The 26,950-nt window shown below is 44.9% G+C and carries 22 protein-coding genes; 5 read left to right on the top strand and 17 right to left on the bottom strand.

Annotated features, from left to right (window positions below):
* Positions 1-23 precede the first annotated feature (23 nt).
* Genes H8S54_RS03525 through H8S54_RS03535 form a run of 3 tightly spaced genes read right to left on the bottom strand, consistent with a single transcriptional unit; the run spans position 24 to position 2,280 of the window.
* Positions 24-866, bottom strand: a complete 843-nt coding sequence (locus H8S54_RS03525; RefSeq protein WP_021925574.1) for a 4Fe-4S binding protein — start codon at positions 864-866, stop codon at positions 24-26.
* A gap of 4 nt (positions 867-870) precedes the next feature.
* A complete protein-coding gene (locus H8S54_RS03530) occupies positions 871-1,020 on the bottom strand; it encodes a CD1871A family CXXC motif-containing protein (RefSeq protein WP_117849533.1) in 150 nt (49 codons plus the stop codon).
* Positions 1,021-1,038: 18 nt separating this feature from the next.
* The gene (locus H8S54_RS03535; RefSeq protein WP_186900941.1) at positions 1,039-2,280 is read right to left on the bottom strand and encodes a TlpA family protein disulfide reductase; all 1,242 of its coding nucleotides are present in this window, start codon (positions 2,278-2,280) and stop codon (positions 1,039-1,041) included.
* 176 nt (positions 2,281-2,456) lie between these two features.
* Here H8S54_RS03535 and H8S54_RS03540 point away from each other — a divergent pair, with 176 nt between their 5' ends.
* The 3 genes from H8S54_RS03540 (at position 2,457) to H8S54_RS03550 (ending at position 7,857) form a co-directional block, all read left to right on the top strand.
* Positions 2,457-3,131: a response regulator transcription factor gene (locus H8S54_RS03540; protein WP_173716471.1), complete on the top strand. Its 675-nt coding sequence runs from the start codon at positions 2,457-2,459 to the stop codon at positions 3,129-3,131.
* Complete coding sequence (locus H8S54_RS03545) at positions 3,128-4,294, top strand: HAMP domain-containing sensor histidine kinase (protein WP_243000114.1); 1,167 nt, start codon at positions 3,128-3,130, stop codon at positions 4,292-4,294. The genes H8S54_RS03540 and H8S54_RS03545 overlap by 4 nt, the downstream gene beginning before the upstream one ends.
* Positions 4,295-4,428: 134 nt before the next feature.
* Positions 4,429-7,857 (top strand): glycoside hydrolase family 3 protein, encoded by a 3,429-nt coding sequence (locus tag H8S54_RS03550; protein ID WP_117849536.1) that lies wholly within the window; start codon positions 4,429-4,431, stop codon positions 7,855-7,857.
* 114 nt (positions 7,858-7,971) lie between these two features.
* Here H8S54_RS03550 and H8S54_RS03555 read toward each other — a convergent pair whose 3' ends face one another.
* The 3 genes from H8S54_RS03555 to H8S54_RS03565 form a co-directional block, all read right to left on the bottom strand.
* The gene (locus H8S54_RS03555) at positions 7,972-8,115 is read right to left on the bottom strand and encodes an AlbA family DNA-binding domain-containing protein (protein ID WP_243000115.1); all 144 of its coding nucleotides are present in this window, start codon (positions 8,113-8,115) and stop codon (positions 7,972-7,974) included.
* A 273-nt stretch (positions 8,116-8,388) separates the two neighbouring features.
* Entirely contained in the window at positions 8,389-10,356 is a 1,968-nt protein-coding gene (locus H8S54_RS03560; protein WP_186900942.1) for an oleate hydratase, read from the bottom strand.
* Between the two features lie 156 nt (positions 10,357-10,512).
* Positions 10,513-11,073, bottom strand: coding sequence for a TetR/AcrR family transcriptional regulator (locus H8S54_RS03565; protein ID WP_021925080.1), 561 nt, complete (start codon positions 11,071-11,073; stop codon positions 10,513-10,515).
* Between the two features lie 245 nt (positions 11,074-11,318).
* On the opposite strand from H8S54_RS03565, the gene H8S54_RS03570 reads away from it, so the two are divergent.
* Positions 11,319-11,870, top strand: coding sequence for a prolyl-tRNA synthetase associated domain-containing protein (locus H8S54_RS03570; RefSeq protein WP_186900943.1), 552 nt, complete (start codon positions 11,319-11,321; stop codon positions 11,868-11,870).
* 105 nt (positions 11,871-11,975) lie between these two features.
* Here H8S54_RS03570 and H8S54_RS03575 read toward each other — a convergent pair whose 3' ends face one another.
* The 4 genes from H8S54_RS03575 to H8S54_RS03590 all read right to left on the bottom strand — a co-directional run bounded on the left by H8S54_RS03575 (position 11,976) and on the right by H8S54_RS03590 (position 16,700).
* Positions 11,976-12,995 carry an ABC transporter permease subunit gene (locus tag H8S54_RS03575; RefSeq protein ID WP_186900944.1) on the bottom strand — a complete coding sequence of 340 codons (1,020 nt, stop codon included), beginning with the start codon at positions 12,993-12,995 and terminating at the stop codon, positions 11,976-11,978.
* Positions 12,992-14,053, bottom strand: coding sequence for an ABC transporter permease (locus H8S54_RS03580; RefSeq protein ID WP_186900945.1), 1,062 nt, complete (start codon positions 14,051-14,053; stop codon positions 12,992-12,994). The genes H8S54_RS03575 and H8S54_RS03580 overlap by 4 nt, the downstream gene beginning before the upstream one ends.
* On the bottom strand, positions 14,053-15,570 hold the full coding sequence (locus H8S54_RS03585; protein WP_021925084.1) for a sugar ABC transporter ATP-binding protein: 1,518 nt from the start codon (positions 15,568-15,570) through the stop codon (positions 14,053-14,055). The genes H8S54_RS03580 and H8S54_RS03585 overlap by 1 nt, the downstream gene beginning before the upstream one ends.
* Before the next feature lie 146 nt (positions 15,571-15,716).
* Entirely contained in the window at positions 15,717-16,700 is a 984-nt protein-coding gene (locus H8S54_RS03590; protein ID WP_173767087.1) for an ABC transporter substrate-binding protein, read from the bottom strand.
* A 483-nt stretch (positions 16,701-17,183) separates the two neighbouring features.
* On the opposite strand from H8S54_RS03590, the gene H8S54_RS03595 reads away from it, so the two are divergent.
* Positions 17,184-18,275 carry a GntR family transcriptional regulator gene (locus tag H8S54_RS03595; RefSeq protein WP_021925250.1) on the top strand — a complete coding sequence of 364 codons (1,092 nt, stop codon included), beginning with the start codon at positions 17,184-17,186 and terminating at the stop codon, positions 18,273-18,275.
* A 6-nt stretch (positions 18,276-18,281) separates the two neighbouring features.
* Here H8S54_RS03595 and H8S54_RS18070 read toward each other — a convergent pair whose 3' ends face one another.
* The 7 genes from H8S54_RS18070 to H8S54_RS03625 form a co-directional block, all read right to left on the bottom strand.
* Positions 18,282-18,728 carry a helix-turn-helix domain-containing protein gene (locus H8S54_RS18070; RefSeq protein ID WP_330600073.1) on the bottom strand — a complete coding sequence of 149 codons (447 nt, stop codon included), beginning with the start codon at positions 18,726-18,728 and terminating at the stop codon, positions 18,282-18,284.
* Positions 18,729-19,886 (bottom strand): response regulator, encoded by a 1,158-nt coding sequence (locus H8S54_RS03600; protein WP_243176621.1) that lies wholly within the window; start codon positions 19,884-19,886, stop codon positions 18,729-18,731.
* The gene (locus tag H8S54_RS03605) at positions 19,861-20,892 is read right to left on the bottom strand and encodes an ABC transporter substrate-binding protein (protein WP_021925252.1); all 1,032 of its coding nucleotides are present in this window, start codon (positions 20,890-20,892) and stop codon (positions 19,861-19,863) included. Before H8S54_RS03605 ends, H8S54_RS03600 begins: the two co-directional genes overlap by 26 nt.
* Positions 20,889-22,370: a sensor histidine kinase gene (locus tag H8S54_RS03610; protein WP_173767083.1), complete on the bottom strand. Its 1,482-nt coding sequence runs from the start codon at positions 22,368-22,370 to the stop codon at positions 20,889-20,891. Before H8S54_RS03610 ends, H8S54_RS03605 begins: the two co-directional genes overlap by 4 nt.
* A 42-nt stretch (positions 22,371-22,412) precedes the next feature.
* Positions 22,413-24,398: a diguanylate cyclase domain-containing protein gene (locus H8S54_RS03615; RefSeq protein WP_173767081.1), complete on the bottom strand. Its 1,986-nt coding sequence runs from the start codon at positions 24,396-24,398 to the stop codon at positions 22,413-22,415.
* 194 nt (positions 24,399-24,592) lie between these two features.
* Entirely contained in the window at positions 24,593-25,300 is a 708-nt protein-coding gene (locus H8S54_RS03620; protein ID WP_186900946.1) for an HAD family hydrolase, read from the bottom strand.
* 203 nt (positions 25,301-25,503) lie between these two features.
* Complete coding sequence (locus tag H8S54_RS03625; protein ID WP_173767079.1) at positions 25,504-26,895, bottom strand: S1C family serine protease; 1,392 nt, start codon at positions 26,893-26,895, stop codon at positions 25,504-25,506.
* Positions 26,896-26,950: the final 55 nt, after the last annotated feature.

A 26,950-nucleotide genomic window follows, 5' to 3' on the forward strand; every position in this document is an offset into this window, starting at 1 on the left:
TAAAAATGGTAGAAGCATTCCTGTTATCTCTTGCACCCACTCGCAATGGCATGTACCGGACAGGCCTGTTTACATCTTCCGCAGCGGATACACTCCGGGCTGTTAGGGTTTTCCACAGGGTTGACTTCCATCTGACAGGCTTTTGCACATTTTCCACAGCGGATACATTTATCCATATCTACACTGTATCTGTAAATGGATACCTTATTAAATATGGAATAAAAAGCTCCAAGGGGACAAATATATTTACAGAAAGGTCTGTAAATAATAATGGACAAAATAATCGTTACGATCAAAATCGTATTTTTCCATATGTACAGCCAGCCAATGGCACCGCGCATCGCTTTATTCAAAAGCACCAGCGGAAGTCCGCCCTCCAACGTTCCGGCCGGACAGATCAGTTTACAGAAATAAGGAGCTCCCTGTCCCATTATATCTGTAAGGAATAGTGGGAGCAAAATTACGAATACCAGGAAAATCACATATTTCAGTTTTCGAAGTACTTTGTCCCATTTAAAAGTACGGATTTTCTTTGGAAAAGGAATCTTATTCAGCAGGTCCTGGATCAGACCAAATGGACAGAGAAAACCACACACCAGTCTTCCCAGGATCGCGCCTACGAAAATCAGAAATCCGATTACATAATAGGCAAATTTAAAGTTCCAGCTTCCAACCACAGCCTGTAAGGAACCAATTGGACAGGCTCCTGCTGCTCCGGGACATGAGTAGCAGTTCAGTCCCGGAACACAGGCATTTTTCAGCTTTCCTGTGTATATTTTTCCAGTTACAAATCCGGATATATGTGAATTTGTAAGCAGTGCCCAAAGTGCCTGTATGGTATGTCTGGGCCAGTTTTTTATATTCATTTTTTTATCCAATTCCGATACACTCCATACAAATATTTACAGCCTTTGTAAAGACAACCGCCATCTCTCCGCGGCTGATCCCATAAATCATCATCAGAATGCCTGCCGCTGCAAGAGCAATGCCTGACCACTTTGAATCTACTAATTTTTTCATAGGTTACTCCATTTTTGATTATTTGCCTGCCTTAATTTCCTCAAGCTGCTTCTCTACAGCTGCCTTCCAGTCTTCCAGACTTTTGCTGCCCATAATCGGTTCTCCTACAATATTTCCATCTTTATCTACAAAGAAGGATTCCGGGAAACTGCTGAGACCGCTGATACGTCCGTTCATATTTCCTGCATCCGGAATCAGAAGCGGATAGGTAACTCCTGTTTTTTCCTTGAGAATCTGAGCCTTTTTCACAGTATCTTCATCTGTAGTTCCGTCCTCACCTACAGAATCGATAACCATTCCTACTACACCCACGCCCTTCTCTTTCATTTCCTGATAAAGCTTGTCAAGGTCTGGCATTTCATTTACGCATGGAGAACACCAGGTTGTAAAGCAGTTTACAAGAGTCAGATCATAGTCGCTGAATACTTTTTCTGTATAGGCATTTCCGTCAATATCAGTTGTCTCAAATGCACCTACATTTTCTGCATCTGGATTTGCATTTTCTGCCGGCATATCAAATACGGATTTGCTTGGATCAAATGCTGTCATTTCTGTGATTGTAGTTTCAATTTTTTCAATCTCGTCTGTCAAATCAGACTCTGCATTTTTATTAATGCTCAGATAATACTTGTAATTTCCATCCTCGCTGGTTCCCAGCTCTTTGTGCTCGTTGCAGCCAGTGATGGAATCCAGATCATCGATCACATCCTTGCTGTAAACTCCAAGTGTACCAACTCTTTCGATGCTCTTAAGCCAGTCATCATAACCGGTTCCAAGGAGATTTACATCTTCGTTCTTCTGCTCCTCAGTAAGCTTATTCCAGTGGAAAAAGGCATACTTAAAGCCAGTCATGTCATCATTCCATTCTTCCTCTGTGACCATAAGCATATCAGAAGTTTCCATCTGTTTCTTCAATTCTTCCGGAAGGACTGCCTTTAATCCAAGGAATGGGAAATCATAGGAATCCTGAACATTCATATTAATATCTGCTGCTTTTACTGTTTTTTTCACAGGTGTGCCATCTTCGGAGAAAACAGCTGTCTCAGAGCCATCACCAGCTACCACTACGCCTGCTTCATCTGCAGATACAGCTGCTCCAGCTTCGTCTGCGGAAACGGCAGCTCCGGCTGCATCTGCTGGTACTGCCATACCAGCTTCTTCTGCTGATACGCTTTCAGCCTTGATCATAACCGGATTGAAAGATGTTGCTGTCAGAACTCCTGCTGCCAGAATTGCCATAAGTCTTTTTTTATTCATCATTTTTAATTTTCCTTTCAGCGTTTTTTATTTATCTGAACGTATTTTAACATCTTTCCTATAAAATCTGTGTTAAGATTTTTATTTTTTTCAAAATATGATAATATAAAATGAGTATCAGAATGTCTTTTAGCACTCGTATCTTATTTACACAAAATTACATTATGGAAGGAGACAATATGCACATTTTAATTATAGAAGACGAAGAGCAGCTCTGCCGTTCTGTTGCAGAGGGACTTCGCATAGACGGTTATGAAACAGATATCTGTTTCGATGGAGACGAAGGGCTTTGCCTGTGTATGACAGAAAATTATGACCTGATCCTGCTGGATCTGAATCTTCCCGGCACGGACGGTCTGGAAATTCTCCGCCAGTTCCGGGAACACAATACCAATACCCCGGTTCTAATCCTGTCCGCCCGGGATCAGATTGAAGATAAAGTAAACGGTCTGGATCTGGGAGCAAATGACTATCTTACCAAGCCATTTCACTTTCAGGAGCTGGAAGCCAGAATCCGAAGCCTTACCCGACGGAAATTTGTTCAGGAGGATGTATGCCTGAAATGGAATCAGCTCACCTTTGATACCAGAACAAGAGAAGCTTCTGTAAATGGAGTGCCGCTTTCCCTTACCAGGAAAGAAAGCAGCCTTCTGGAATATTTCCTGCTCCATCAGAACCGAGTCATTTCACCAGAAGAAATGATTGAACATATTTGGGACGGAAGCGTAAATACCTTCAGCAATTCCATCCGTGTGCACATTTCATCTCTGAGAAAAAAACTAAAGGCAGCAATTGGATTTGACCCTATTCAGAATAAAATCGGCCAGGGCTATATATTGGAGGAATACAGATGACGAAAAAACATTTCCACACCTCGCTTCAGCTGAAGCTTACTTTATTGCTGTCCTTACTGATGATTGTTTCCTGTGTTCTTATGTACTTCTTCATCAGCCATTCTGCCGTATCGGGAATGGATGGATTGCAGAACTACATGATCAAGGTAGACCCACAGGATGGAGATTCACCTATTACCTTTAATGTAGATCCCAAAGCTCTTTTTCCTCAGTTTGAGCAGGAAATCCAGGAAACCAAAGAGTCTTTTCTTCTTCGAAGTGTTATTGCCACCACGATCATTATTCTTCTTTCCAGTGTGTGTACTTATTTTCTTACGAAAAAGGCCCTTACACCACTGCAGAAGCTAACCAGCGAAGTCAGTCAGATTCAGGCTCAGAACCTTTCCACCCAGCTTCCAGTTCCAAATTCAAAGGATGAAATTGCACAGCTGACCAGCTCTTTCAATGAAATGCTGACCAGGCTGGACAATGCCTTTAGTACACAAAAGCAGTTTTCTGCAAATGCAGCTCATGAGCTGCGGACACCTCTTGCAGTATTGCAGACCAACCTGGAAGTTTTTGAGAAAAAACAGAAACCGGAAATGATTGAGTACAGACAGCTTTTCACTATGATCAAAGAACAGACCGCAAGGCTTTCCCAGCTAGTCGGAACCCTTCTTGACATGACGAACCTGAAATCTGTTCCACGAACCGATCAGGTTTCACTGGAAGAGCTTGTAGATGAGGTTTTCTGCGACCTGGATCCAATTGCAGAAAAAGCAGGAATTTCTATCCATTTTAATGACAGTTCCAATCAGGATTTGCATACCGATGTTACCGGCAGCTATGTACTTCTTTATCGTGCTGTCTACAATCTGGTGGAAAATGCCATTAAATATAATCGCCCCCATGGTTCTGTCTCAGTTTCTGTCAAACAGGAAAACGGACAGGCTATGGTTCTGGTAACGGACACCGGCATCGGCATTTCACCTGAAAATCAGAAAAAAATCTTTGATCCTTTTTTCCGTGTAGACAAATCTCGCAGCCGAGCCATGGGCGGTGCCGGACTGGGGCTGGCACTGGTTGACTCTATCGCTAAAGAGCACCGGGGAACCGTGAAGGTACTGGAAAGCAGCAGCGCAGGGAGCACGATAGTGCTTATGCTGCCTGTGGATAATTCCTGAAACTTTTTTTATTAAAGTTTAGAGGTAATTTTTATGTTAACTATTTCAGACAAAAAAACTGAAGCAGATACTTAGAGCATGTTTGAAAAACAGGCAGACCATTTCACCAACTCTCAGCACGAAAGGATATAAAAATGAAAAAAAAGTTAAAAAAATGCCGCAAATTTGCTTCTTCTGTAGTAGCTACAACCATGGTTATGTCAACTATCAATGCACCTCTTGCAATCTATGCATCAGACAATTCTGCACAGGAATCTGCTGAAAAGATTGAATTTAAAACAGCTGGTGAGGACTCCATCTACAAAGGACTTCCACTGTTTGATGGTATCCCGGCCCACCTGGATGCATATCTGGATGTGCTGATGGATTACATCGGAACTGAAGGAATGGTTCGCTACGCCCTTGGCTACCGTGGCGATTACCAGCTGCGCTTTGGCGAACATGCCGGAAATATCATTCCAGGTTCAGAACTATTCGGCGATCATGTGCAAGGTGTTTCTACAGATTTCCCGGCAATCATTGCACTCGGTCAGACCTGGAACAAGGAACTTGTTAAAAAAGTAGGTAAAGTAATTGGAACTGAAAACCTGAACACCTGTGATTTTCTGGATACCATCAGTAACTTTAATGCGGTCACCTGTACTGCAATGCAGGATCTTCGTGTAAATCCGTTAAGCGGACGCTACGATGAAGGTTTTGGTGAAGACGGAACCCTCGTTTCGGAAATGGTTGATGCAATGGCGACAGGTGCTTCCGGAATTGAAGAGGAAGAAAATGAGGATGGCTTCTGGACAAAATGTATTGTAACCACAAAGCATTACACCGACTATGCCGGACAACAGTTCAGACGTTCTGCCAACATTGCAAACAGTCTGAGAAGTGTTATGGAACAGCAGGCAAAAAATATCAAAAAAGGTATTTCTGACGGTTCCGTCAGCGGTTTTATGACAAGCTACGGACGTACTGCCGGTATTCCTAACAGCCTTTCTCCACTGGTACAGTGGATTCAGAGTTTTGCCCCTTGGGGTGAGGACGGTGGAAATTATGTAGTAACTGACTACTCCTCTGACTGGCAGCTTTACTCTGAAAACAGCATGGGAAATGGATATGACAATTCCTATGTTCCAACTTACTCTGATGCCCTTTCCCTTATGCTTATGGCGCGCACCGGACAGGGCGCAGCCAACGACCAGTCCACTCTGAAAGAGCCAAACACAGAAAATCAGGACGCAGTTATGGCAGAGCTGGAAAACGGCACCTCCGGTCTTTCTCTTGGCGATATTAAAAAAACAGCCCGGGCACAGGTGATTCCGCTGATTCGAAATGGCATATTTAACGAACGCGACGAAAACGGTTATCCTGTCAACTATCCATTCATTTCAGAATCTATGGGCGCAAGTGACACCGCATATGACTACACAAATAATGAGCACCAGGCAGTTGCACTTCAGGCTGCTCAGGAAAGTATTGTCCTTCTGAAAAATGACAACAATATTCTTCCACTTGCCAAGGACGCAAATGTTGCAGTTGCCGGACCGATATCGGATGCACGTTTCAAAACCACTTATGCGGTTGGACGGACCCCAGATCTGGAAAATGCAGGTCTTTCAATCGGCCGCGGTATGATGGCCGTTGCAGGAGAAGATACTATTACAATGACTTCCGACGGCAATATTATTGTGCTGAAAGCTTCCCAGAATGGAAAATATGTGGTGGCTGACAAAAACGGAATACTTACCGCTTCTGCGGACACTGCCGATGAGGCATCCAAATTCGAGGCATATTCCTGGGGACAGGGCAACGGCTACAGCTATAAATGTGTAGATAACAATTCTAATAACGGACTATGGCTGAAATTCTCTGAAGACAGAGACGGAAATATTGAATTTGGAGTAGTGGGAACAGAAGAACTGAACGTTGCTGACACCGGACTTTCTGCAACTTCTTACACTGCAACTCTTCCATCTAGAATCAGCATTGCCACAAATGATGACGGTTCTTCAAATATTCTTCTCAACTGCTACAGTGAATCCTTCTTCGGCGCAGAGAGCACTTATTATAAAAACACCCGTCTTCTCACAACTGCAGAAGATGGCACTGTAGGATATACTGACCAAATCGTGGACAAAGACGGCCAGACCACCCTTGCAGCCGAAACACAAAACCAGTTTACCGTAGAAACCGTTCAGGAAACAGGAAGTGTAACGGTAAATGCAGGTGCTGACTATGCAGTAGTTGTCGTAGGTGCTCCTACCCGTCATAGTGCTGGCGAGGGAAGCGATCGAAGTGATCTTTACCTTGGAAAAGACCAGTACGAACTGATTGACAATATTTCTGCTGCTTATCCTGGCAAAACAATTGTTGTGATCAACAGCGTTTTCCCTGTAATTGCAGAAGAAATTCAAAATAATGAAAATGTTGCAGCAATTGTATACGCTCCATATGCCGGACAATATGACGGATATGCAACTGGACAGGTTCTTTATGGTGATGTAACTCCTACTGGAAAACTGACCTCCACCTGGTACGCAGATATGTCTGCATTCCCACTTCTGGATGATTACAGCATTCCAGACGGAACCAACAACACTACTGATCTGAACGGCATTGCCCCAAGATATACAGTTGATATTACCCAGGCAGACGCAGCAGCGACCGGACTTACTTACCAGTATACAAACGCACCTGTTACTTATGATTTTGGTTATGGACTGAGCTATACTACTTATGAATACGGCGAACTGAGCATCGGAGAACAAGACACTGACGGCAATTTTACAGCTACCGTTTCCGTAACAAATACGGGTGACAAGGCTGGGGCAGAGATCGTTGAGCTTTACGCTTCCAATCCGGATTCTACCTATGAAAATTATGCTCCTAAGAAACGTCTGGTTGCTTTTGAAAAAATTGAGCTTGATACCGGAGAGACAAAGGAAGTGACCTTAAAGGTTTCTGGTGAAGATATGGCACTGTGGAACAGCAACACCGATGAATATGAAATTGAAGCTGGAACTTATACTTTCGAAGCAGGTGCTTCCAGCCAGGATGTAAAAGCAACTGCACAGGCTGAAATCACAGGATCTGATTTTGATGGTCTTGATATCAGTGAACCAGTTTGCGTATATGACAAGAGCTTTGCTGCTTCTAATCTGACCTATAACGAGTATTCCAAAGCTCACACCGCTGAAAACCTGAAAAATGATGTGCTGGTTGGCGGATATTCAACTGTTATGGCAAGAAACGAAGGCGCATGGACAGCCTTGAATGGCGTAATTCTAGACGGCATTACCAAACTGACTGCTTCTGTTGCTTACGATGGCGAAGGCGAAACCGGAATCGAAGTTCACCTGGATTCTCCAGATGGCGAAAAGGTTGCAGAATTTAACTTTGGTGCGACTGACGTGAATACTTATACGGTGGATGCAGTTGAAGATTATGAAGTGCATGAGCTTGGTTATACAAATGTGGAAGCTGAGCTGACTTCCGAAGTTTCCGGAACACATGATGTTTATCTGGTATTTAAGAATGCAGATACACAGATTTACACGGTTCAGGGAAATTAAAATAAATGTCTAAAAAAGCCTTGCTGCAAAAGCTATAATGCTTCTGCGGCAAGGCTCTCCCCGGTGTAAAGACATGCTTATCTTATAATATATTTCGTACCTCTGCCTCTGCCCTCAACCATTATAATGCCTTTTTGCCCCATACTCGTCAACGCCAAAAAATATCATACCGCCATCGTAATTTGAAAAGGCGCTAACAGTTTTCAAAAAAGTGTTTGTAACATTTTCTTTAAACTCTATTGTTCGTGTTTCCTTCATACGATTCAGCTCCTTTTCAATTATATTTCTATTATTATATGCAAAAACGCGCAAAAAAACAATCGTATTTTTTTACGATTGTTTTTTTGATTGATTTCAATTATTGTTTGTGCTCCTCCTGATAAACTACGAAGCAATTGTTCTGCTATGAGCAAGTAGCGAAGCGGACCTGGAATATCCGCTTGACTTACTTTATCACGGCAGATTATTTCCCGCAGCCAGGGGCTTCACTTGACATCCTTCCATATGTTACTATAAAATTTTCACCACCGCTTATTTCTCCAGCATATAATCCTTAATCACATCATGGTCTCTCAGTACCTTCTCGACTAAGGTTCCCTTAATTGCTTTCAGCAGAGGTTTCTTTACCAGATTCAGCGGTCCAGGAAGCTCAATTTCAAGTGGTGATCTGCCATCCATCAGTTTAACACTGGCATCAAGAAGTTCACGTACATCGTAAACACTGCCCCAAACTTCCGGAACACCACGGTCAACACCCATAAGTCCGTATACAGCCTCCATAGCAGTACGTACAGAATACTCAGTTGTGAAAATAGTGTCTCTTGGAGTCTCTGCGAACTGACCAAGGAATGCGAAGTTCACACAGCCATCCGGGATAACGTCCGGTCTGTCGCCTTTTGCTCTCGGCATGAAGAATGCTGTGATATATGGCATCATAGTCGGTACGCAAACCGCGCTGTTCTCAGCCAGATCCTCAATCTGATCAGTCGGCACACCCATGTGATACAGCCACTCTTCTGTAATCTCTTTACCAGTACACTCCTTCATCGGTTTCTTTACATAGTCGCCAGGTACATCTGTGAAAAGACCATATACCCAAACGCAGACTTTATCTTTATCCTGATCCTTGAACTGACCCTGACGGTTGATAGTCCAGCTTAACAGCCAGCTGGAATCCTGGCAGCTTACAATTCCGCCGGTAACAACATTTCCGCTCTTTGGATCTCTCTTACAAATATCTGTAATATAAGGAATGATCTTGTCATCCAGTGTAGTAACAGTTGCAGACTCCCAGTTTGTCTTTGCAATATCAGAGCAGAATTTCTCCGGATGTCCAAAGGACGGATCCTGTTTTGCAATATTTTTCCAAAGGCTCCAGCAACCGCTTGTACGAACCTCAGCATCTCCGTTTGGAGCATGGTTCTGGTCACCGTAGATAGTTCCCTCTGTACAGCTTCCGTTGGTAACAAATACATAGTCATTTTCAGTAAGAAGGATTCCCTTCTCAACACCTTTTACTTTGCACTCAATGGCTGTTGCCACTTTCTTTCCATCGTGGATATCGAAAAGTACATTGGTAACCTCTGTGTTGAACTGGAAATCAACACCTGCTGCCTCCAGATATTTCTGCATTGGAAGAATCAGAGATTCATACTGATTGTATTTAGTGAATTTCAGAGCACTGAAATCCGGAAGTCCGCCAATGTGGTGAATGAATCTCTGGATATAAAGCTTCATCTCAAGTGCGCTGTGCCAGTTCTCGAATGCGAACATGGTTCTCCAGTATAACCAGAATGTAGAATTCAGTACCTCATCATCGAATACATCTTCGATGGTCTTGTCATAAAGATCCTCATCCTTTGTAAAGAACAGCTTCATGATCTCCATGCAGCCCTTCTGGCTCAGGTTGAATTTGCCGTCTGTATGAGCATCTTTTCCCTGATTTACAGTTGCACGGCAAAGAGAGTAGTTCGGATCATGCTTGTTCAGCCAGTAATACTCATCCAGTACAGATGCGCCTGGTTTCTCCAGAGACGGAATGCTGTGGAACAGATCCCAGAGGCACTCGAAATGGTTCTCCATCTCACGTCCGCCTCTCATTACGTAGCCTCTCATTGGATCGAAGATACCGTCACATGCACCGCCTGCAATGTCCATTGCCTCCAGAATATGAATGTGGTCTCCCGGCATCTGTGCGTCTCTTACCAGGAAACAAGCTGCTGCCAGGGAAGCAAGTCCGCTTCCTACCAGATATGCATGCTTGTCATCTACGCCTTCCGGTTTCTCCGGGCGGGCAAATGCTTCGTAATTACCGTTTGTATAATAAATGCCCTTGCTGTTTTTCTCGTTTTTGCCGCGCTCTGTATTGCGGTAATTCGGGTCTACGTGTGCTTCTGTGATCTGTTTCTCCTCACGGCTCTTATTTGCCAGAACTGCTGCTCCTGCACCAGCTGCGGCAAGTGCTGCCATACCTAATACGGAATGTTTCTTCTTTGACATAAAAATTACCACCTTTCATTCAGACTATTTATAATTTTCTATTTCTTAGTATTTCCTGTTTCTGAGTGTATTCTACGTCGAAAATAAATTTTCCTCAATTTACAAAACAAGGCGGATGACAAAAAACTTATCATCCGCCTGATTTTGTAAAGTATGTTATTTATTTTTCTCCATATTCCGCAAAGAATTCCCCACATTTCCGTGCATCGTCACAGTAATCAAACCTGCCATTTCTTCCGGGGATTCTTTCATTCCACGTTTGATCCAGTCCAGCATGACACCTACGAAGCTGTATTTATAGAAGTTTGCAATAAATTTCTTCTGCTCTTCTGTGACCATAAGATTCTCACTCTGTTCTTCTACTACGCCCTCGATCAATTCATAGGTAAGGGCATACAGATAATTCTCCACCCTCTCTCTGCTGACGGACCTGTATACATTTAAAATAAACGGCTTATTTTCCAGCACTGCCTCAAAAATCTGAAGAAGCCCCTCCTGCCAGGTGTCATAGGTCTTTTTCCCCTGCAAAGCCCGGGAGGCGTCCTCGATGCATGCCCACTCTACCAGATCATAAATATCCTTAAAGTGATAATAAAACGCCATCCGGCTAATGCCGCAATCTGTTGTCAGGTCACTGATGGTAATCTTATCCAGCGGCTTCTGCAGCAGAAATTTCTTCAAAGATTCTTCCAGTGCATTCTTTGTAATATTGTTCATTCAGATATGCTCCTCCTGATTATTCTGTAATCATTCCTTTCAGTTGCATATCCCTATCTTACCATAAATAATCTGCTTCCCGGTAAACTCTTCAAAGAATTTAGAAAAGTTTAAGAATCATGCAAACCAATCTCCTTCTTTACAGTAAAACTGCACCATGCTACAATAACCCCAAACCCAGCCAAAAAATTCAGCTGTTCAGCGCACCTATGCGCCGCAGCTATCATAAAAGGAGCACAATCACTATGGAATTAACCCTTGAAACCGGACGTCCTTCCGATACCACCGGAAGGCTTGAAAAAGAAATACGCGTATATGATTTTCTGGATTCCCTGAATATACCGTATCAGAGAGTCGACCACGAAGCTCTCATGACCATCGAAGCCTGCAAAGATGTAGACAAAATCCTGGACGCTGTCATCTGCAAGAACCTGTTCCTCTGCAATCGCCAGGAGACCAACTTCTACCTTCTCCTTCTTCCCGGAGACAAAAAATTCAAAACCAAGGAAATTTCCTCTCAGCTTGGCGTAGCCAGACTTTCCTTTGGAAATGAGACTTATATGGAAAAATACCTGGACATCACCCCTGGCTCTGTAAGCGTCCTCGGTCTGATGAATGACAAGGAGCATCACGTTCAGCTGCTTATTGACGAGGATCTCCTGAAAGAGCCTTATATCGGCTGCCATCCCTGCATCAACACCTCCAGCCTGAAAATTGACATGAAAGATATGATGGAAAAAATTATCCCGGCAATGGAGCACGAACCGATCTTTGTGAAGCTGGGACAGGAAGAATAATTTTTTTCCCAATAAAAGAACTGCTGGACATCCATGGAAATTAAATTCCGGGATGTCCAGCAGTTCTTTTATTTTCCATGCAGCCTCATGCCGCACTTCTAATCCTTATTTACTCTTTCTCTCCTTCACCAGTGCAAACACACTCTGAAGCACAATAAAGAAGCAAAGCAGAATCGCTGTTACAATGTTTGACCAGGAGCTGATCAGCTTACCATTGGTCTTAACTAATGTAGAAATAGTACCGTTGATCAATACTCCGAACAGAGATCCAAGCACATTTCCCACACCACCGGTAAGAAGGGTACCGCCGATAACTGCGGAGGAAATGGCATCCATTTCCAGTCCGGTTGCCTGTGTGGTTGTACCAGCCATTGTGTTCAGGCAATAGCAGATACCGCCGATAGAGGTAAGGAAGCTGGAAAGTATGTAAGCTTTCATCTGAGTTTTCTTAACATCAAGTCCCATCAAAGTTGCTGACTGCTGGTTTCCGCCCACTGCGTAAATGCTGCGTCCGAAACGTGTATATTTCAGCATCAGATAAATAGCAAGTACTACGATCAGCGCTACCACAACCGTTACACGAAGATAAGGATACTGCATAATTCCTTTCTTGTTCAGATATCCCCCAAAAGGAAGGGAAATCTTGTAACTGGAAAGTGTGGTAAAAATCTTGTCGGAAACAATACTTACCTGCTCTTTACAGATCACAGCTGTCATGCCTCGCGCAAAGAACATACCAGCCATAGTTACAATAAACGGCTGAATTTCCAGATAGGAAATACAGAAGCCCTGGACAACACCGAACACGATACCAATTGCAAGGATGAAAAGCATCAGCACCGGACTGGACCAGCCCCACTGCTCAATACCAACCGCAAGGATCATACAGTCCATAGCAACTACAGAACCTACGGAAATATCAATTCCGCCGGTAAGCATAACGCATGTCATACCTGCTGTAATACAGATCAGACCAGCGTTATTGATCAGGATATTCAGGAATGTCTGGAAGCGGGTAAAACCTTTGTCCGCATATACGATACATCCTGCAGCATACATTACAAAGAATAAAACAATGGTAATCAGCAGCAACAGGTTATTGCTGTTTATCTTTTTCTTTTTCATGCCCGAGCTGCCTCCTTTCCGGATTTCTTTGTCAGCTTTTTAAAGAATGCTTTGGCTGGCTCAGCCTGAATAACTACGATGATAATAACAACGATTGCCTTAAATACCGGCGCCTGTGCAGAGGAAACACCAAGTGCATACAGGGTTGTGGTAATCGCCTGAATGGTGTAAGCTCCGATAATGGAACCTGCCAGGGAAAATTTACCGCCGCCAAGGCTGTTTCCACCAAGTGCTACGGAAAGGATAGCATCCAGCTCCATGTTCAGACCGATGTTATTGGTATCAGCGGAATAAATTCTGGAGGTTGCAACCATACCTGCAATGCCTGCACAAAGACCGCAGATCGCATAGCACATCAGGATGATCTTTGAGGAATTAAAGCCTGCGATACGGGAAGCTTTTTTGTTAATACCAACACTCTGGATATAAGTTCCAAGTGCAGTGTACCGAAGTACAATAGATGCAATTGCCACACAAACTGCAGCAACAATAATCGGTGTGGGGATAATTCCGCAGTAACCGCCGAGCTTCTGGAAAGATGGTACACGTACATAAACGATCTGGCTGTTGCAAAGAAGAAGTCCTACCGCACGGCCTGCCGACCATAGGATCAGTGTGGCAACCATAGGCTGGATATTCATATACGCAACCAGGAAGCCGTTGAACATACCGCAGATCAAAGTTACCAGAAGACCTGCCCCGATACCAACCAGCAGCGGATGTGCATACTGCTGAACATTTACATTTCCATATCCTGCAAGGATCATACAGCAGACACCTGCGTAAAGACTCATAACAGAACCAACGGAAATATCAGTACCGCCGGAAGCTGATACAACCAAAGTCATACCGATTGCCAGAATTGCAATTTCACTTCCACGGTTCAGGATGTCAATGAGACGTCCGTAAAGCACACCGTTTTTAATGGAAATCATAAAGAATCCAAGGGGTGCACTGCCTGTTGCAATATCATATACTACGTTGATCAGCATAACCAGGATCATACTGAAAATCGGAAGGAACAGGCGTTTCTGCGTTAATTTTTTTATGCTGCTCATCACTTGTCACCTCCTGCAATTGCTTTCATTACGTTCATCTGGTTCATATCCTGCTCATCAATCTCTCCAACCTTCTGGCCGTCTCGAAGAACCGCCATACGGTTGCAGGTACGAAGCATTTCCTCAATCTCAGAAGAAATGAAGATCAGGCTCTTACCTTCATCTGCCAGCTTCAGAACCAGCTTCTGGATCTCTGTTTTGGTACCGATATCAATACCTCGTGTAGGCTCATCCAGAATCAGGAAATCTGGATTTGTGGCAAGCCATCTTGCCAGGATAACCTTCTGCTGGTTTCCACCGGAAAGCTGCTTGATCAGAGTCTCACGGCTTGCACATTTGATCTGGAGAAGATCAATATACTTGTCTGCGATCTCACACTGCTTTGCCATAGGAATCTTTTTCAAAATGCCCTGTTTTGCCTGTACGGCAAGAATGATATTTTCTCTTACAGAAAGGTCTGCAATAATGCCTTCTGCTTTACGGTCATCAGGGAGAAGTCCCATTCCAAGATGCATAGCATCAATTGGATTCTTTACTTTTACTTCCTGGCCTTTTACCTTCAGGGTTCCGGTCTGTGCACGGTCAGCTCCGTAAATGGCACGGGCCAGCTCGCTTCGTCCGCTTCCAAGAAGTCCGGTCAGTCCGATAACCTCTCCTTTGTGAATATCAAGATCAAACGGTTTGATGGTACCAGCGTGGCTTAATCCGCGGGCTTCAATAACCATCGGCTCTTTTCTCTTATCTCCAGTAGTCTCCGGTTTGATGGATGCCAGATCATCGAAATCTTTTCCCATCATAGCTGCTACCAGCTTTACTCTCGGCAGGTCTGCAATGTCATATTCTCCTACCAGCTTACCATTTCGAAGAACTGTGATTCCGTCACATACCGCATATACCTGCTCCAGGAAATGGGTAACGAATATGATTCCAACACCCTTTTCCTTCAGTCTGCGCATCATGGTAAAAAGCTTTTCTACTTCACGGTCATCCAGTGAAGAAGTGGGCTCATCCAGGATCAGCACTTTACAATCCATATCTACAGCACGGGCAATTGCGATCATCTGCTGCAATGCCAGTGAATATTCTTCAAGATTACGTGTTACATCAATGTCAAGCTCCAGCTGCTTCATCAGTGCTGCTGCCTGACGGTTCATGGCCTTTCGGTTGACCGTGCCAAGCTTTGTTAAAGGCTCACGGCCTATGTACAGGTTCTCTGCCACTGAAAGATTCGGACAGAGGTTTACTTCCTGATATACAGTGGAGATACCCTTTTTCTGGGCATCCATGGTATCTTTATTTACGATGGGATGATCAAATCCTTCCAGATAGATTTCTCCGGCTTCAAATTTATTTACGCCAGTCAGGCATTTGATCAGTGTGGATTTACCCGCGCCATTCTCTCCCATCAGCGCACGGATTTCACCTTTTTTCAATGTAAGGTCCACGCCTTCCAGTGCTTTTACACCTGGGAATGTCATGCAGATTCCCTGCATTTTCAATACTACTCCTGCCTCCAACGCGATTCCTCCCTTCCCGTTACGAGCAACATTTTTTCATTCTCCTCATTTGCCAGCAGGACTGCGCCACAGTCCTGTTCAATGATAAGGGGGAGGAAAAATCCACCCTGGGACTTTCCTCCCCCTGTAAGTTCACACTTTTCTAATTAGTAAGCACGTCCGTCCAGAACTTCCTGAGTCATAGTTGTTGCATATTCGCTCTCGATTCCAGGTGCTACGAATGCCTGATCCTCAACAAGTGTTGTCTTCTCATAGTCTTCGCCAGCCTGCATTTTCTCGATAACGCCCTTAACGGTCTCAGCCTGGATTGGGTTACACTCAACGTCACAGTTGATCTTTCCATCTAATGTGTACTGAAGTCCGTCATGTGTTGCATCGAAGGAAATAAGAGTTACATCTCCGTCTACACCATAGGTGATACCTGCTGCATCCATTGCATCCATTGCGCCGTATGCTTCGTTATCATTCTGGCAGATAACTACGTTGAACTGTCCCTCGTAGGATTTGATGAAGGACTCCATAACTTCCTGGCCGCCAGCCTGTGTGAAGTCACCGGACTGGGAATCAAGGATTGTCCAGTTGTCATGCTCGCCAGCTACCTGATTGAATCCATCTGTACGTCCAAGTGTTGCGGAAGCTCCTACGGAACCTTCGATTACAAGGATGTTAGCGTCTGCATCGCCAAGATACTCAGCCAGCCAGTTTCCTGCTGTGATACCTTCGTTTGTGGTGTTTGTTCCAACCCATGCGTCATATAAGTCATCGCTTGCTTCGATTTCACGGTCTGCAATGATTACCGGGATTCCGGCATCCTGTGCTTCCTGAAGAACGGTGTCCCAGCCAGCGGACTGGATCGGAGCAATTACGATATAATCCATATCTTTACTGATGAAAGTACGAACAGCTTCAAGCTGTGCAGCATTGTCATTGTCGCAGTCTACAAGGTCAAGGCTGTATCCAGCATCTTCTGAGAAAACATCCTGATAGTTCTGGGTGTTTGCTGTACGCCAGTCTGACTCATGTCCAACCTGTGCATATCCAACTGTTACCAGATCATCTGCATATACTGGCATAGCCATCATGCTGAGTGTTGCTGCTGCGAGTGCCATAACTGCTAATTTCTTTTTCATAGTGTTTGTTCCTCTCTTTCTTTTTAAAGGTTTTACGTTTTTCTTGATGTCTATAATTTAGCTGAAATCAACATAAAATTCAATATTACTTTCCGTGTTTTTGGCAGTTTCGTCAGTTCATCCAATACAGATTTTGTTATTTTAGTAGTGAAATAAATACAGATTTGTATTATAATGATTCCTAACCTGCAAAAGGTGGAATTTTTTACGGATTATATAGGAAAAACGTTTGTTTTCTTAAGATATCCCAGAAATATTCCTCTTTTTTCCCCGTTTTTCACTGCGGCAAACTGTCCAACAACGTATAAAAAAGTTTAACTTCCCGAAAAGAAAGTAAGATTTTCTTTGGTAAAAAACCAGGAAATTTTCTATTTATAATTTTTTACGGTAGGAAAAATTATGAGATTTTTTTAACACAGTAAATAATTTTTTCATTTATAAGAACGCTGCCGGAAAAACGGCACATCTATTCAGGAGGAACCTATGGCAATCAAATATAAATGGCTCACCGAACAGCTGCGGGACTTGATTCAGGAATATATTCAAAATGGAAGGAACAGGCTGCCCGCAGAACAGGAATTATGCGCCCGCTATCGGGTCAGCCGCCAGACCGTGCGGGCTGCACTGGCAGTCCTGGAGGAATCTCAGGAAATCCGCCGGATAAAGGGCAGCGGCTCCTATATTACCGGACTTTCCGACCAGGAATCCCGCAACGTGATCGGTGTCCTAATCCCAGATGAACAGCAGTACCAATACCCCGCTTTTGTAAATAACCTTCGCACAGCCCTGGCAGCCTACGGCTATACCTGCAAAGTTTTCCCCACCTACGGTCATCAGGATCAGGAACGGCAGATTCTCCAGTTTCTCCTGAAAAATCCTCTTCGTGCCATTCTTGCAGAACCTGTAAAAAGCGCGCTGCCCACTCTCAACACCGAGCTTTATCAGATGCTTCTTCAAAAGGGAACTGCCGTCTTTTTCCTGGGCTGTGCCTACCCTGGCCTTTCACAGGTTCCGGTTCTTTCCGGCAATCCGGATTACGGAGCCAGCCTGCTGGTACAGGATCTGGCTGCCAAAGGCCATACCTGCATTGCAGGCATTTTCCAGATGGATGACCTGCGGGGACATCAGCACTGCCAGGGCTTTCTGAACGCCATGGAAAATCAGGGGCTCTTGGTTCCGGACCGAAACCTTGGATGGTTTACCACAGAAGATCTGGATGATTTCAGGCAGAATCGGGATATCCGTTTTCTGCAGAAATTCCTGGAAAAACTCACTGCTGACTGTACTGCAATCGTCTGCGAAGATGACTTTATTGCCTGGCTGTTGTGGGAAAAGCTTTCCCTCTCTTCCTCTGCTCCATTTATGGAAACACAGCCCTCTGGCAGCATCTCCCAACTGGCATTGTCGGCCTTCAATACCAGTTATCTCACCGCTTCCGGGCTTTTGCGCGCCGCCACTTTGACCAGTCCAACCCATGAGCCCGCCCAGATGGCTGCCCGGATGATTGCAGACAAATTAAAAGGACTCCCTGTCTCTTCACAGGAAGTCCCATTGCAGCTGCTGCCGCCCAAATAAAAACGATTATGCGCTGCCCTTGCTTCTGTATTCCCTTGGACTGCAGCCCATATTTTTCTTAAACACATAGCTGAAATAATGAGGATCCTTATAGCCCACCTCCTGCGCAATCTCCCCGGATGACTTATCCGTTTCGCGCAGGAGCTTCTTCGCCCGCTCCATTCTTTTTCCAGTCAGATATTCCACAAACGTCTTCTGCATCTTCTGACTGAAAATAGCACTGAAATAATTGGCACTCATATTTACAGCTGACGCAACCTCGTTCAGGGAAATGCTCTCTCTGCAGCAGTTCTCATCAATGTAATCCAGGACCTTTCTCATGGCACTGGTCCCCTGGGATTCACTTCTCTCATCTCGGATGTCCACTGCTGCCTGAAGCATATCCGTACAATACTCCGCCACCTGGGAAGCTTTCAGGCATGTTTCCTCATATTTCTCATCAATCCGGCCCACTTATTCTTCCTTGGCAACGCCAAGAGATTCCAGATACATGATAGTCGTAAAACGAATGTGAAGCACTACGTAATCCCGGAACATTCTGGATTCCAGAGCCTTGCTCATACCGCTTAAATACCCCTGGACAAAATCCTGGATTTCGCAGCTGGTTCCCTTGGTAAGGAAATCCTTTATGACTTCCGGATTCAGCTGAGAAGAATCTACTCCATCCAGCCGGTTCTCTCCCTGTGAGTTTACATAATTCTCCAAAGTCTTTTCCGTAAGAACATGCAGCCCTGGCACCATAAAGCGGTATGCAAAATAGTGGTTCACACTCTGATAGCACTGGGAAAGCAGACTCAGCCTTTCGACTGGTTTTCCCACAGCCACATACCACTCCAGCTGATCCTGGTCTCCGCAGGTTCTTTCCATATATTCCACACAGTTCCCGGTCAGCTCTTCCAGTTGGGACATTTCTCCTTTCACCAGAACGCCATAGCTGTTTACATTCCAGCGGAAAAGCAGATACTGCGGATAGCGCAGAAAATAGTGAAGCACTTCGTCCTGTTTTTTCAGGAAGCCTTCCATCTTGTCCTTATTTTTCTCCTGAAGATATAAGAATAGAAGATTGTACCCTGCTGCGGTAATCTCAATGGACTGGCGGTCTGCCTCGTCGTAAATCTCCTTAACGGAAAGTTCCCCTTCCAAAATTTTCTCCATAAAACGGCGTCTGGAAAACTGCTCGTACTCCTGGATCTCATTCTGAAACTGGGTGCGGTAATCCTCCTGTTCCTGGTCTTGTTCGATCTTATCCTTCAATTCAAGAAGAACGGTTTTCAGTTTCATCCTGGTTACCGGCTTCAGCAGATACTGATCCACTCCTACCTCTATCGCCTGTCTTGCGTATTCGAAATCATCGTATCCGCTGACAATGATGATCTTCATCCGCGGAAATTCCTTGCTTACAATTTTGCTTAAAGAAATCCCATCCATAAAAGGCATCTTAATGTCTGTAATCAGCACATCCGGCCTTGTTTTTCGGATTAGAGGCAGCGCCATCTCTCCGTCAGCAGCTTCCCCCACAAAGCGATATCCAAACTGATCCCAGGGAATCCTGTCACGCAGACCTTCCCGGATCACAGTCTCATCTTCAACCAGAAATACCTTCAGCAGCATCTTCATCCTCCCCTGCATTCTCCTGCGTATATACCCGTTCCGGAACATAATACGCTTTTTCTACTTCTTTACCTGCTTCCATATCCTTTATAACCTGTTCCACATATTTTCCCTGGTCCGGATTACACTGGACGTCAATGTTGATTTCACCGTTTCTTACCAGTTCCACTCCAGCATCTACCGCGTCAAAGGAAATCACTGTGATATCGCCGTTTACGCCAGTTGTTTTGCCAGCAGCATGAATAGCCTCCAGGGCTCCGAACGTCATGTCATCATTCTGGGACACCACCACATCAATATCCTCATATTTCTCCAGAAGCCTTGCCATCTCTTCTTTGCCTTTGGCTGTGGTAAATTCTCCGTCTACCTGTTCCAGAATATTCCAGTTATGCTGGATCTTTGCAGTCTCATTGAACCCTCTGGTTCTTCCAATGGTAGCAGTTGCCCCTTTGGTTCCCTGCAAAACCACAATGTTTATTTCATCCTCATCTCTTCCCTGTTCTTTCAGGTAATCCTCCAGCCAGTATCCCGCATCCTGTCCTTCCCGGATAAAGTCAGAGCCTACCCATGTGGTATAGAGGGAATCATCCGCTACCTCCACAGTACGGTCCATAAGGATCACCGGAATCCCTGCATCCTTCGCCTCCTGAAGCACAGTGTCCCAACCGGTTTCCTCAATGGGCGAAAGCACAATGTAGTCCACCTGCTGGGAGATAAAGCTTCGGATTGCCTTGATCTGGTTGGCCTGTTTCTGTCTGGCATTGTCAAAAATCAGCAGATAGCCATTGGCTCTGGTAAAAGCATCCTGAACAGACTGGGTGTGTGCGGTTCTCCACACGGATTCACTTCCTACCTGGGAAACGCCCACTACGATTAAGTTGTCATCCTCTGCAGGAGTTTCCTGCACATTGCCGCTTCCAAAAGGGCTTCCAAGAAGAACCAGCGCTACCAGCACAAATACAACCGGCGCCACAGCCCAGATGTTTTTCTTTATAAACTGTCTCATAAGCGTGCCCCCTCCTGCTGTGGCTGTACATTTGCGGCATTCTCTGCCGGGGCTTCCAGAATAGCAGGAATCACAATCTCCACCGTAGTTCCTTTGCCCTTTTCAGACTCAATCTTCATGCCGTACTCATAACCGAAATACATATGGATACGCTCATTTACATTTGCCAGCCCAAAGCCCTTCTCCGTCTCCTGACAAGGCTTCTCGATCTGCTGGCGAAGCTGCGCAAGTTCTTCCTCATCCATACCCACGCCGTCATCCCGGACAGTCAGGCGGATAATATCCCCCTCTTTTTCCCCGTGAATGTGAATGCATCCCTTGGCACGCTTATATTTGATTCCATGATAAAGCGCATTCTCCACTACCGGCTGAAGTGTCAGCTTCAGGATCTGATATTTATAAATTACCTGATCCAGCTGAATGTCATATTCCAGAATATCCCGGTAACGCATTTCCTGGATCTGCAGATAGCTGCTGATGTGCTTCTCCTCTTCCTTAATGGAAATAAACTCCTTGCCTTTGCTGAGAATCTCACGGAAAAAGTCCGACAAGGTAACAACCATTGTCACTGCTTCGTCTGGCTCATTGGATTCGATCAGCCACACAATGGTGTCGAGTGTGTTGTAAAGGAAATGCGGCTGGATCTGCTCTTGGAGGAGGCGCAGGTCTGCCTTTCGCATTTTGCGCTCATCTTCCTTCACCTTGTCGATCAGGGACTGCATATTTCCCGCCATCTTATTAAAGCTCACCGCAAGTTCCGCAACTTCATCGTCAGAATTCACCTGTGCCCTGGCATTGAAATCTCCCTGGGCAATTTTCTCCGTCACGGAATTCAACTGCCGGATGGGCTGAAGGATTCCGGAAACGATCATCACCGCACTGACAGCCACTACTGCAATCAGCACCGCGATCAGAATGCTGCACACCACCATAAAGCGTCCAATCTGTTTTTGCAGGGTGTCTGTAACCTTTTCCATGTACCGGGTCTGATAGTAAATGTAATACTGGATGTCATCCTGGATCAGCTCTGTAAGAATATAGATATTGTTATCCAGCATCTCGATATTCTCACTGTACCGGCCTCCGGCATCGATGCTGTCCACAATATCATCCACTCTTTTTTCCAGAGCATTGATGTTTCGCAAAAGACTCTCCAGCCACAGCTTACTTTCTGATTCTGTAGTGATTGCCGTAAGTCTGGTAAACTCACTGCGCAGTTCCTCGATCAGGACATATGGATTCTTCAGGCTTTTGTCCGACTCAATGTTATCCAGCGTCACATAGCCAACTACCAGTTTATAAAGGCTTTCATCCATTTCCTCTTTGAAATTCAGGTTATAATTGTTGGCAACTGTCATGTTGCTTACAATCTCCGAATATGTGTTGCTGTAGCTTGCCATGGAAGCAAGCAGATACATTACCAGAAGAATAAACGGCAGTGTTACCACTGCCGCTAATGTAAGAATTTTCTTTTTCATAAAGCAGAGCGTACCTCCCTTTATTCAAAATCCCGTATTTTTTTATATGCTCTCAAGCAGCTTCCCTGCATGGCTTCCCTGGGAATAGGTGGGCTGCTCAGCGGCTTTCGCCATCTCTACCGGAATATTTCCTGCAATATCCTTCAGACACTCCAGAAGAAGCGGGTTGAAGGTTCCGCATTCTCCGGCAAGGATCATCTCCATTGCATTCTCATGGGTAAAGGCTTTCTTGTATACACGCTCGCTTGTCAGTGCGTCATATACGTCCGCTACAGAAACTACCTGGGCGGAAATGGGGATCTCTTCGCCCTTCAGTCCATCCGGATAGCCTTTTCCATCGTAGCGCTCATGATGCCATCTGCAGATCTGATAAGCAACCTTCACAAGCTCCTCGTCCTGGTATACGCCAAGGCTCTTCAGCATGGAGGCTCCGATCAGAGTATGCTTCTTCATCTCCTCAAACTCTTCTTTGGTCAGTCTGCCCGGTTTGTTCAAGATCTTCTCGTCGATTCCCACCTTGCCGATATCATGAAGGGCAGATGCCACTGTGATCATGTACTGATCCGACCACTGCAGATGGTATTTATCCGTCTTCTGCACAAGTCTCTCCAGTAAAAGTCCGGTGAGCGTCTTGATGTGCTGAACGTGAAGTCCGCTCTCTCCATTACGAAATTCTACGATATGGCTGAGAATATCTACCAGAATCTGACTATTTTTTTCTTTTTCCCGAATTTGATCCGTTACAAGTGTGATTAGGTACCTCTGTTTTACGTATAATTTAATGGTATTATATACACGCCGATAAACAACCTTGGAATCAAATGGACGGCTGATATAGTCAGAGACTCCCATTTCGTAAGCACGGCGTATATATGATTCTGTCTCTTCACTGGAGATCATAATGACCGGAATATCTTCCAGCCAGTGATTTCGGTTCATTTCATCCAGAACTGCGAAACCGTCCATACCAGGCATAACAATGTCCAGCAATACCAGCGAGATTCCTGCGCCATACTGCCGCAGCATTGACAGACACTCCTCCCCGCTGCAGGCCTCCATAGTCTTAAAATCAGGGTGCAGGATCTCCGCTAGTATTTCACGGTTCAATTCAGAATCATCTACGATCAGAATCTGCTGCTTCAGCTCATTACGGTCAACCTCTGTACCGTCCTCATCCTGATTTCTTATTTCATTCGTCTCTGTCACTACCAGGTTCTTATGTGTCTTCGCCTGATACATAAAGCGGTCCGCTCTTCCCACAACACTTTCAATGGTCTCATCCGCACTGGCAATGGTACCTCCAATGCTTACAGAGAGCTGGATTCTGGCATATCCCGGTATGGTAGCTGCATGGATCCTGTCCAGAATCTCCTGCAGTCTGTGGGTAAACTCTGCCTCTTTCACATTGGGAATGATCAGAAGAAATTCATCCCCGCCGTAACGAACCAGAATATCGGTCTTACGAATGTATCTGGAGATCACCTGGGTTACTGTGGCAAGGGCCATATCGCCTGCCTTGTGTCCATATGTATCATTATGCAGCTTGAAGTCGTCCAGATCGATCATTGCAATTCCGGCAGGACCCTTCTGGTTCTTCAGTTCTTCTTCGAAATAGCGTCTGTTATAAACCTTGGTCAGCACATCACTGTACAGCCGTTCATTGTAGCCGGAAAGACTGCGGATCAGGCGGTCACGGTCGCCCTGTGCAACCAGGTAATTCTTATCCATGGATTTGAGCAGTTCCATCACATATGGCTTGCCGTCAATCTCCAGATATTTCGCCATGATCTGGTAAATATCATCACCGATGAACTCCAGCTTGGATAACTCTTCTTTTTTGTAAAAAGCATCCACGGCCACATGTCCCATGCACTGGTGCGTGGGATGCTGTTCCTCTCCACAATCATCCTCTTTTTTCAATGCGTCTACGGCCGCTTCGTCGTAAAGCCACACATCATCGAAAACCTTGCGGTAACAGGCCATTTCTGTTTCTGCCTGTTCCATTGTAATTTTGTAATCTGAATCCATATTTTATCTTCCTCTTCATCGTGAAGCCTGTGATGCAAAAAAATGACCGCACAGCCACAGTCACTACCGGGCTATACGGTCAGCGCCAGCTGCAAATCAGATGGCATCATCTAATTTACTAATATGTTTATTATAATCAACCAAACGTTATTTGTCTATCTTTAGTTCGCCTAACATACACGCAAAAATAGAATTCAGATTAATTTTTCTACTAATTTTCTTAGTTCTTCTTCTGTATATGCGATGTAATCCAGTTCTGCCATACCAGGTGATACTGTATATCTGTGGTGATTCATCCAGATGGTTTTCCAGCCGGCATTTTTGGCCCCCGTAATATCATTCTCCAGAGAGTCTCCCACCATATAGGTATTGGCAGGATTCATTCCCCACTTCTCTTCTGCTATCCGGAAAATCTGCACATCAGGCTTAGCTACGCCTACGCCAGCGGATACGATCAGCTGATCCTCTGTAAACCATTTGTCCAGTCCCAATGTATGAAACTTCTGCACCTGGTGGGCAAAAGGGCCGTTGGTGATCACCCCCATTTTCACGCCGGCTTCCTGGCATGTATCTAACATTCCCGCAAGGGTATCGGACACATGAAGATGAGACTGATTTTCTTTATATCTTGCCTGAAAAACTTCCGCCTGTTCCCGGGTAAAAGGGATACCCATATCCTTCATGGTGTTCTCAATTCTGTACAGCCTGGACTCGTGGATAGAAACCTGTCCGCTCTCGCTGAACAGAAACATTTCCGCGCTTCTTTTCCCAAAGATCCGGTAAAACAGCTCCGGATCCGGCAGCGCTCTTCCAAGACTAAATTCACACGCCGTAAGCAACGGTTCCATCTGGCTGTACAGCGTGTCATCTATATCAAAAACCAGAGAAATTTCTTTGTTCATCAAATCGACTCTTTTCTACACTTTTCTACATTACGTGATTCAATAATTATACCGTTTTACGTCAGGATATGCAATGGATTCTTTGAGCGCAAAAGGCGCAAAAAAAAGAGACCCACCTGTTATAGATGAGTCTCTACAGTTTCAAATCCAAACCCGGAATCAGTCTTGAATTCCAAATTCAAACTGTATTTTATTTTTGTTCTTTAGTTCCAGCCTTCGCCATACTGAAGTCCGGCACCGCCTTCATTGTTCTGCCAGTCTTCTAAGAGATTTCCGTCCTCATCGGTTGCACCATCCTGATTCTGGGAATCCTTGGAGTCTGCATTCTGTGTATCCTCGCTCTTGCCAAGAGTTACGGTAACAGTCTCTTCTTTGTATTCTTTTCCGTCTGGAACTTCAATGGTAAGCTCAACATCCTCGCCTGGCTCGTAGTAGGAAAGGAAATCAACCAGCTGTTCTTTGGTAGTTACGGTCTTGCCTGCGAACTTGGTAATGATGGATCTTGCTTCGATACCAGCATCATCTGCTGCACCGCCCTCAGTAACCTCTCTTACCAGCACGCCTTCCGGAACACCGTAAGCTTCCGTTACCGCACTGTCAACAGTCTGAACTGTGATTCCAAGAACACCGTGATCCTCAACCTTATCTCTGGTCTCCTCATTCATCAGACTCTCAATAGTATCTGTTACATCAGAAATTGCGATTGCATAACCAATACCCTCAACCTCTGTGGAAGCAAGCTTTGCAGAGTTGATACCAACAACCTCACCGTTCATGTTCAGAAGAGCACCGCCGCTGTTGCCAGGATTGATTGCTGCATCTGTCTGGATCAGATTGGTAGCGGAATTGCTGTCGCTGTCATAATCACCAACCGTATCATCAGAATTCAGCTGACGGTTTTTAGCACTTACAATACCGGTTGTTACGGACTGGCCATAACCAAGGGCATTACCGATTGCAACAACCTGCTCACCAACCTTCAGGTTATCTGAATTACCAATTGTTGCGATGGAAATTGCATCCATTGTGTCGCTGTCAATATCGTCCAGGGAAACTGCAACAACTGCAAGGTCTTTCTCGCTGTCATAACCTTTTACCTTAGCTTCGCATGCTGTACTGTCGCAGAAACCAACGGATAATGTCTCTGCACCATCTACTACATGGTAGTTGGTCGCAATCAGAAGCTCTGTATCATTCTTACCAATGATGATACCGGAACCGCTTCCCTGAACCTCTCTCTGCTCAGGAGAATAAGCACCGTACTGACCAAACATTCCATAGTAGCTCTGAACCTCTTCTACAGATTTAGTTGTAATGGAAACAATGCTTGGCATTGTCTCTTCTACAATATCAGATACATCCAGGCTTCCCTTTGCTGTACTTTCTTCCTTGGAATCGGAATCATCTGATTCCTTGTCGGATTTCAGTAATGTAACCTGCTCCTTGCTAGCTGCCTGTACGCTCTGCTCATAACCTGTCAGATAGTTCACTCCTGTATATGTTCCTGCTGCAAGACCACCTGCCAGTACTGCGCAAAGACTAATGCTTGCTGCCTTTTTCAGTTTTCTCTTTAATTCTTCATTTCTATTCTTCATGATAAAAGCCTCCTTTAGAAACTCTGTTATGTTTTCTTTCAGTAACTATTCTGCA

It is taken from the genome of Blautia segnis, from assembly GCF_014287535.1.
Lineage (GTDB): Bacteria > Bacillota > Clostridia > Lachnospirales > Lachnospiraceae > Blautia_A > Blautia_A acetigignens.

Bases quoted from the DNA above. Each gene is read 5' to 3' on its own strand.
- H8S54_RS03565 (WP_021925080.1), bottom strand. From the start codon at position 11,073: ATGAACAATATTACAAAGAATGCACTGGAAGAATCTTTGAAGAAATTT.
- H8S54_RS03605 (WP_021925252.1), bottom strand. From the start codon at position 20,892: ATGAGACAGTTTATAAAGAAAAACATCTGGGCTGTGGCGCCGGTTGTA.
- H8S54_RS03545 (WP_243000114.1), top strand. From the start codon at position 3,128: ATGACGAAAAAACATTTCCACACCTCGCTTCAGCTGAAGCTTACTTTA.
- H8S54_RS03615 (WP_173767081.1), bottom strand. From the start codon at position 24,398: ATGGATTCAGATTACAAAATTACAATGGAACAGGCAGAAACAGAAATG.
- H8S54_RS03620 (WP_186900946.1), bottom strand. From the start codon at position 25,300: ATGAACAAAGAAATTTCTCTGGTTTTTGATATAGATGACACGCTGTAC.
- H8S54_RS03600 (WP_243176621.1), bottom strand. From the start codon at position 19,886: ATGCTGCTGAAGGTATTTCTGGTTGAAGATGAGACTGTGATCCGGGAA.
- H8S54_RS03560 (WP_186900942.1), bottom strand. From the start codon at position 10,356: ATGTCAAAGAAGAAACATTCCGTATTAGGTATGGCAGCACTTGCCGCA.
- H8S54_RS03575 (WP_186900944.1), bottom strand. From the start codon at position 12,995: ATGAAAAAGAAAAAGATAAACAGCAATAACCTGTTGCTGCTGATTACC.
- H8S54_RS03555 (WP_243000115.1), bottom strand. From the start codon at position 8,115: ATGAAGGAAACACGAACAATAGAGTTTAAAGAAAATGTTACAAACACT.
- H8S54_RS03540 (WP_173716471.1), top strand. From the start codon at position 2,457: ATGCACATTTTAATTATAGAAGACGAAGAGCAGCTCTGCCGTTCTGTT.
- H8S54_RS03570 (WP_186900943.1), top strand. From the start codon at position 11,319: ATGGAATTAACCCTTGAAACCGGACGTCCTTCCGATACCACCGGAAGG.
- H8S54_RS03625 (WP_173767079.1), bottom strand. From the start codon at position 26,895: ATGAAGAATAGAAATGAAGAATTAAAGAGAAAACTGAAAAAGGCAGCA.
- H8S54_RS03535 (WP_186900941.1), bottom strand. From the start codon at position 2,280: ATGATGAATAAAAAAAGACTTATGGCAATTCTGGCAGCAGGAGTTCTG.
- H8S54_RS03525 (WP_021925574.1), bottom strand. From the start codon at position 866: ATGAATATAAAAAACTGGCCCAGACATACCATACAGGCACTTTGGGCA.
- H8S54_RS03595 (WP_021925250.1), top strand. From the start codon at position 17,184: ATGGCAATCAAATATAAATGGCTCACCGAACAGCTGCGGGACTTGATT.
- H8S54_RS03530 (WP_117849533.1), bottom strand. From the start codon at position 1,020: ATGAAAAAATTAGTAGATTCAAAGTGGTCAGGCATTGCTCTTGCAGCG.
- H8S54_RS03590 (WP_173767087.1), bottom strand. From the start codon at position 16,700: ATGAAAAAGAAATTAGCAGTTATGGCACTCGCAGCAGCAACACTCAGC.
- H8S54_RS03580 (WP_186900945.1), bottom strand. From the start codon at position 14,053: ATGAGCAGCATAAAAAAATTAACGCAGAAACGCCTGTTCCTTCCGATT.
- H8S54_RS03550 (WP_117849536.1), top strand. From the start codon at position 4,429: ATGAAAAAAAAGTTAAAAAAATGCCGCAAATTTGCTTCTTCTGTAGTA.
- H8S54_RS03610 (WP_173767083.1), bottom strand. From the start codon at position 22,370: ATGAAAAAGAAAATTCTTACATTAGCGGCAGTGGTAACACTGCCGTTT.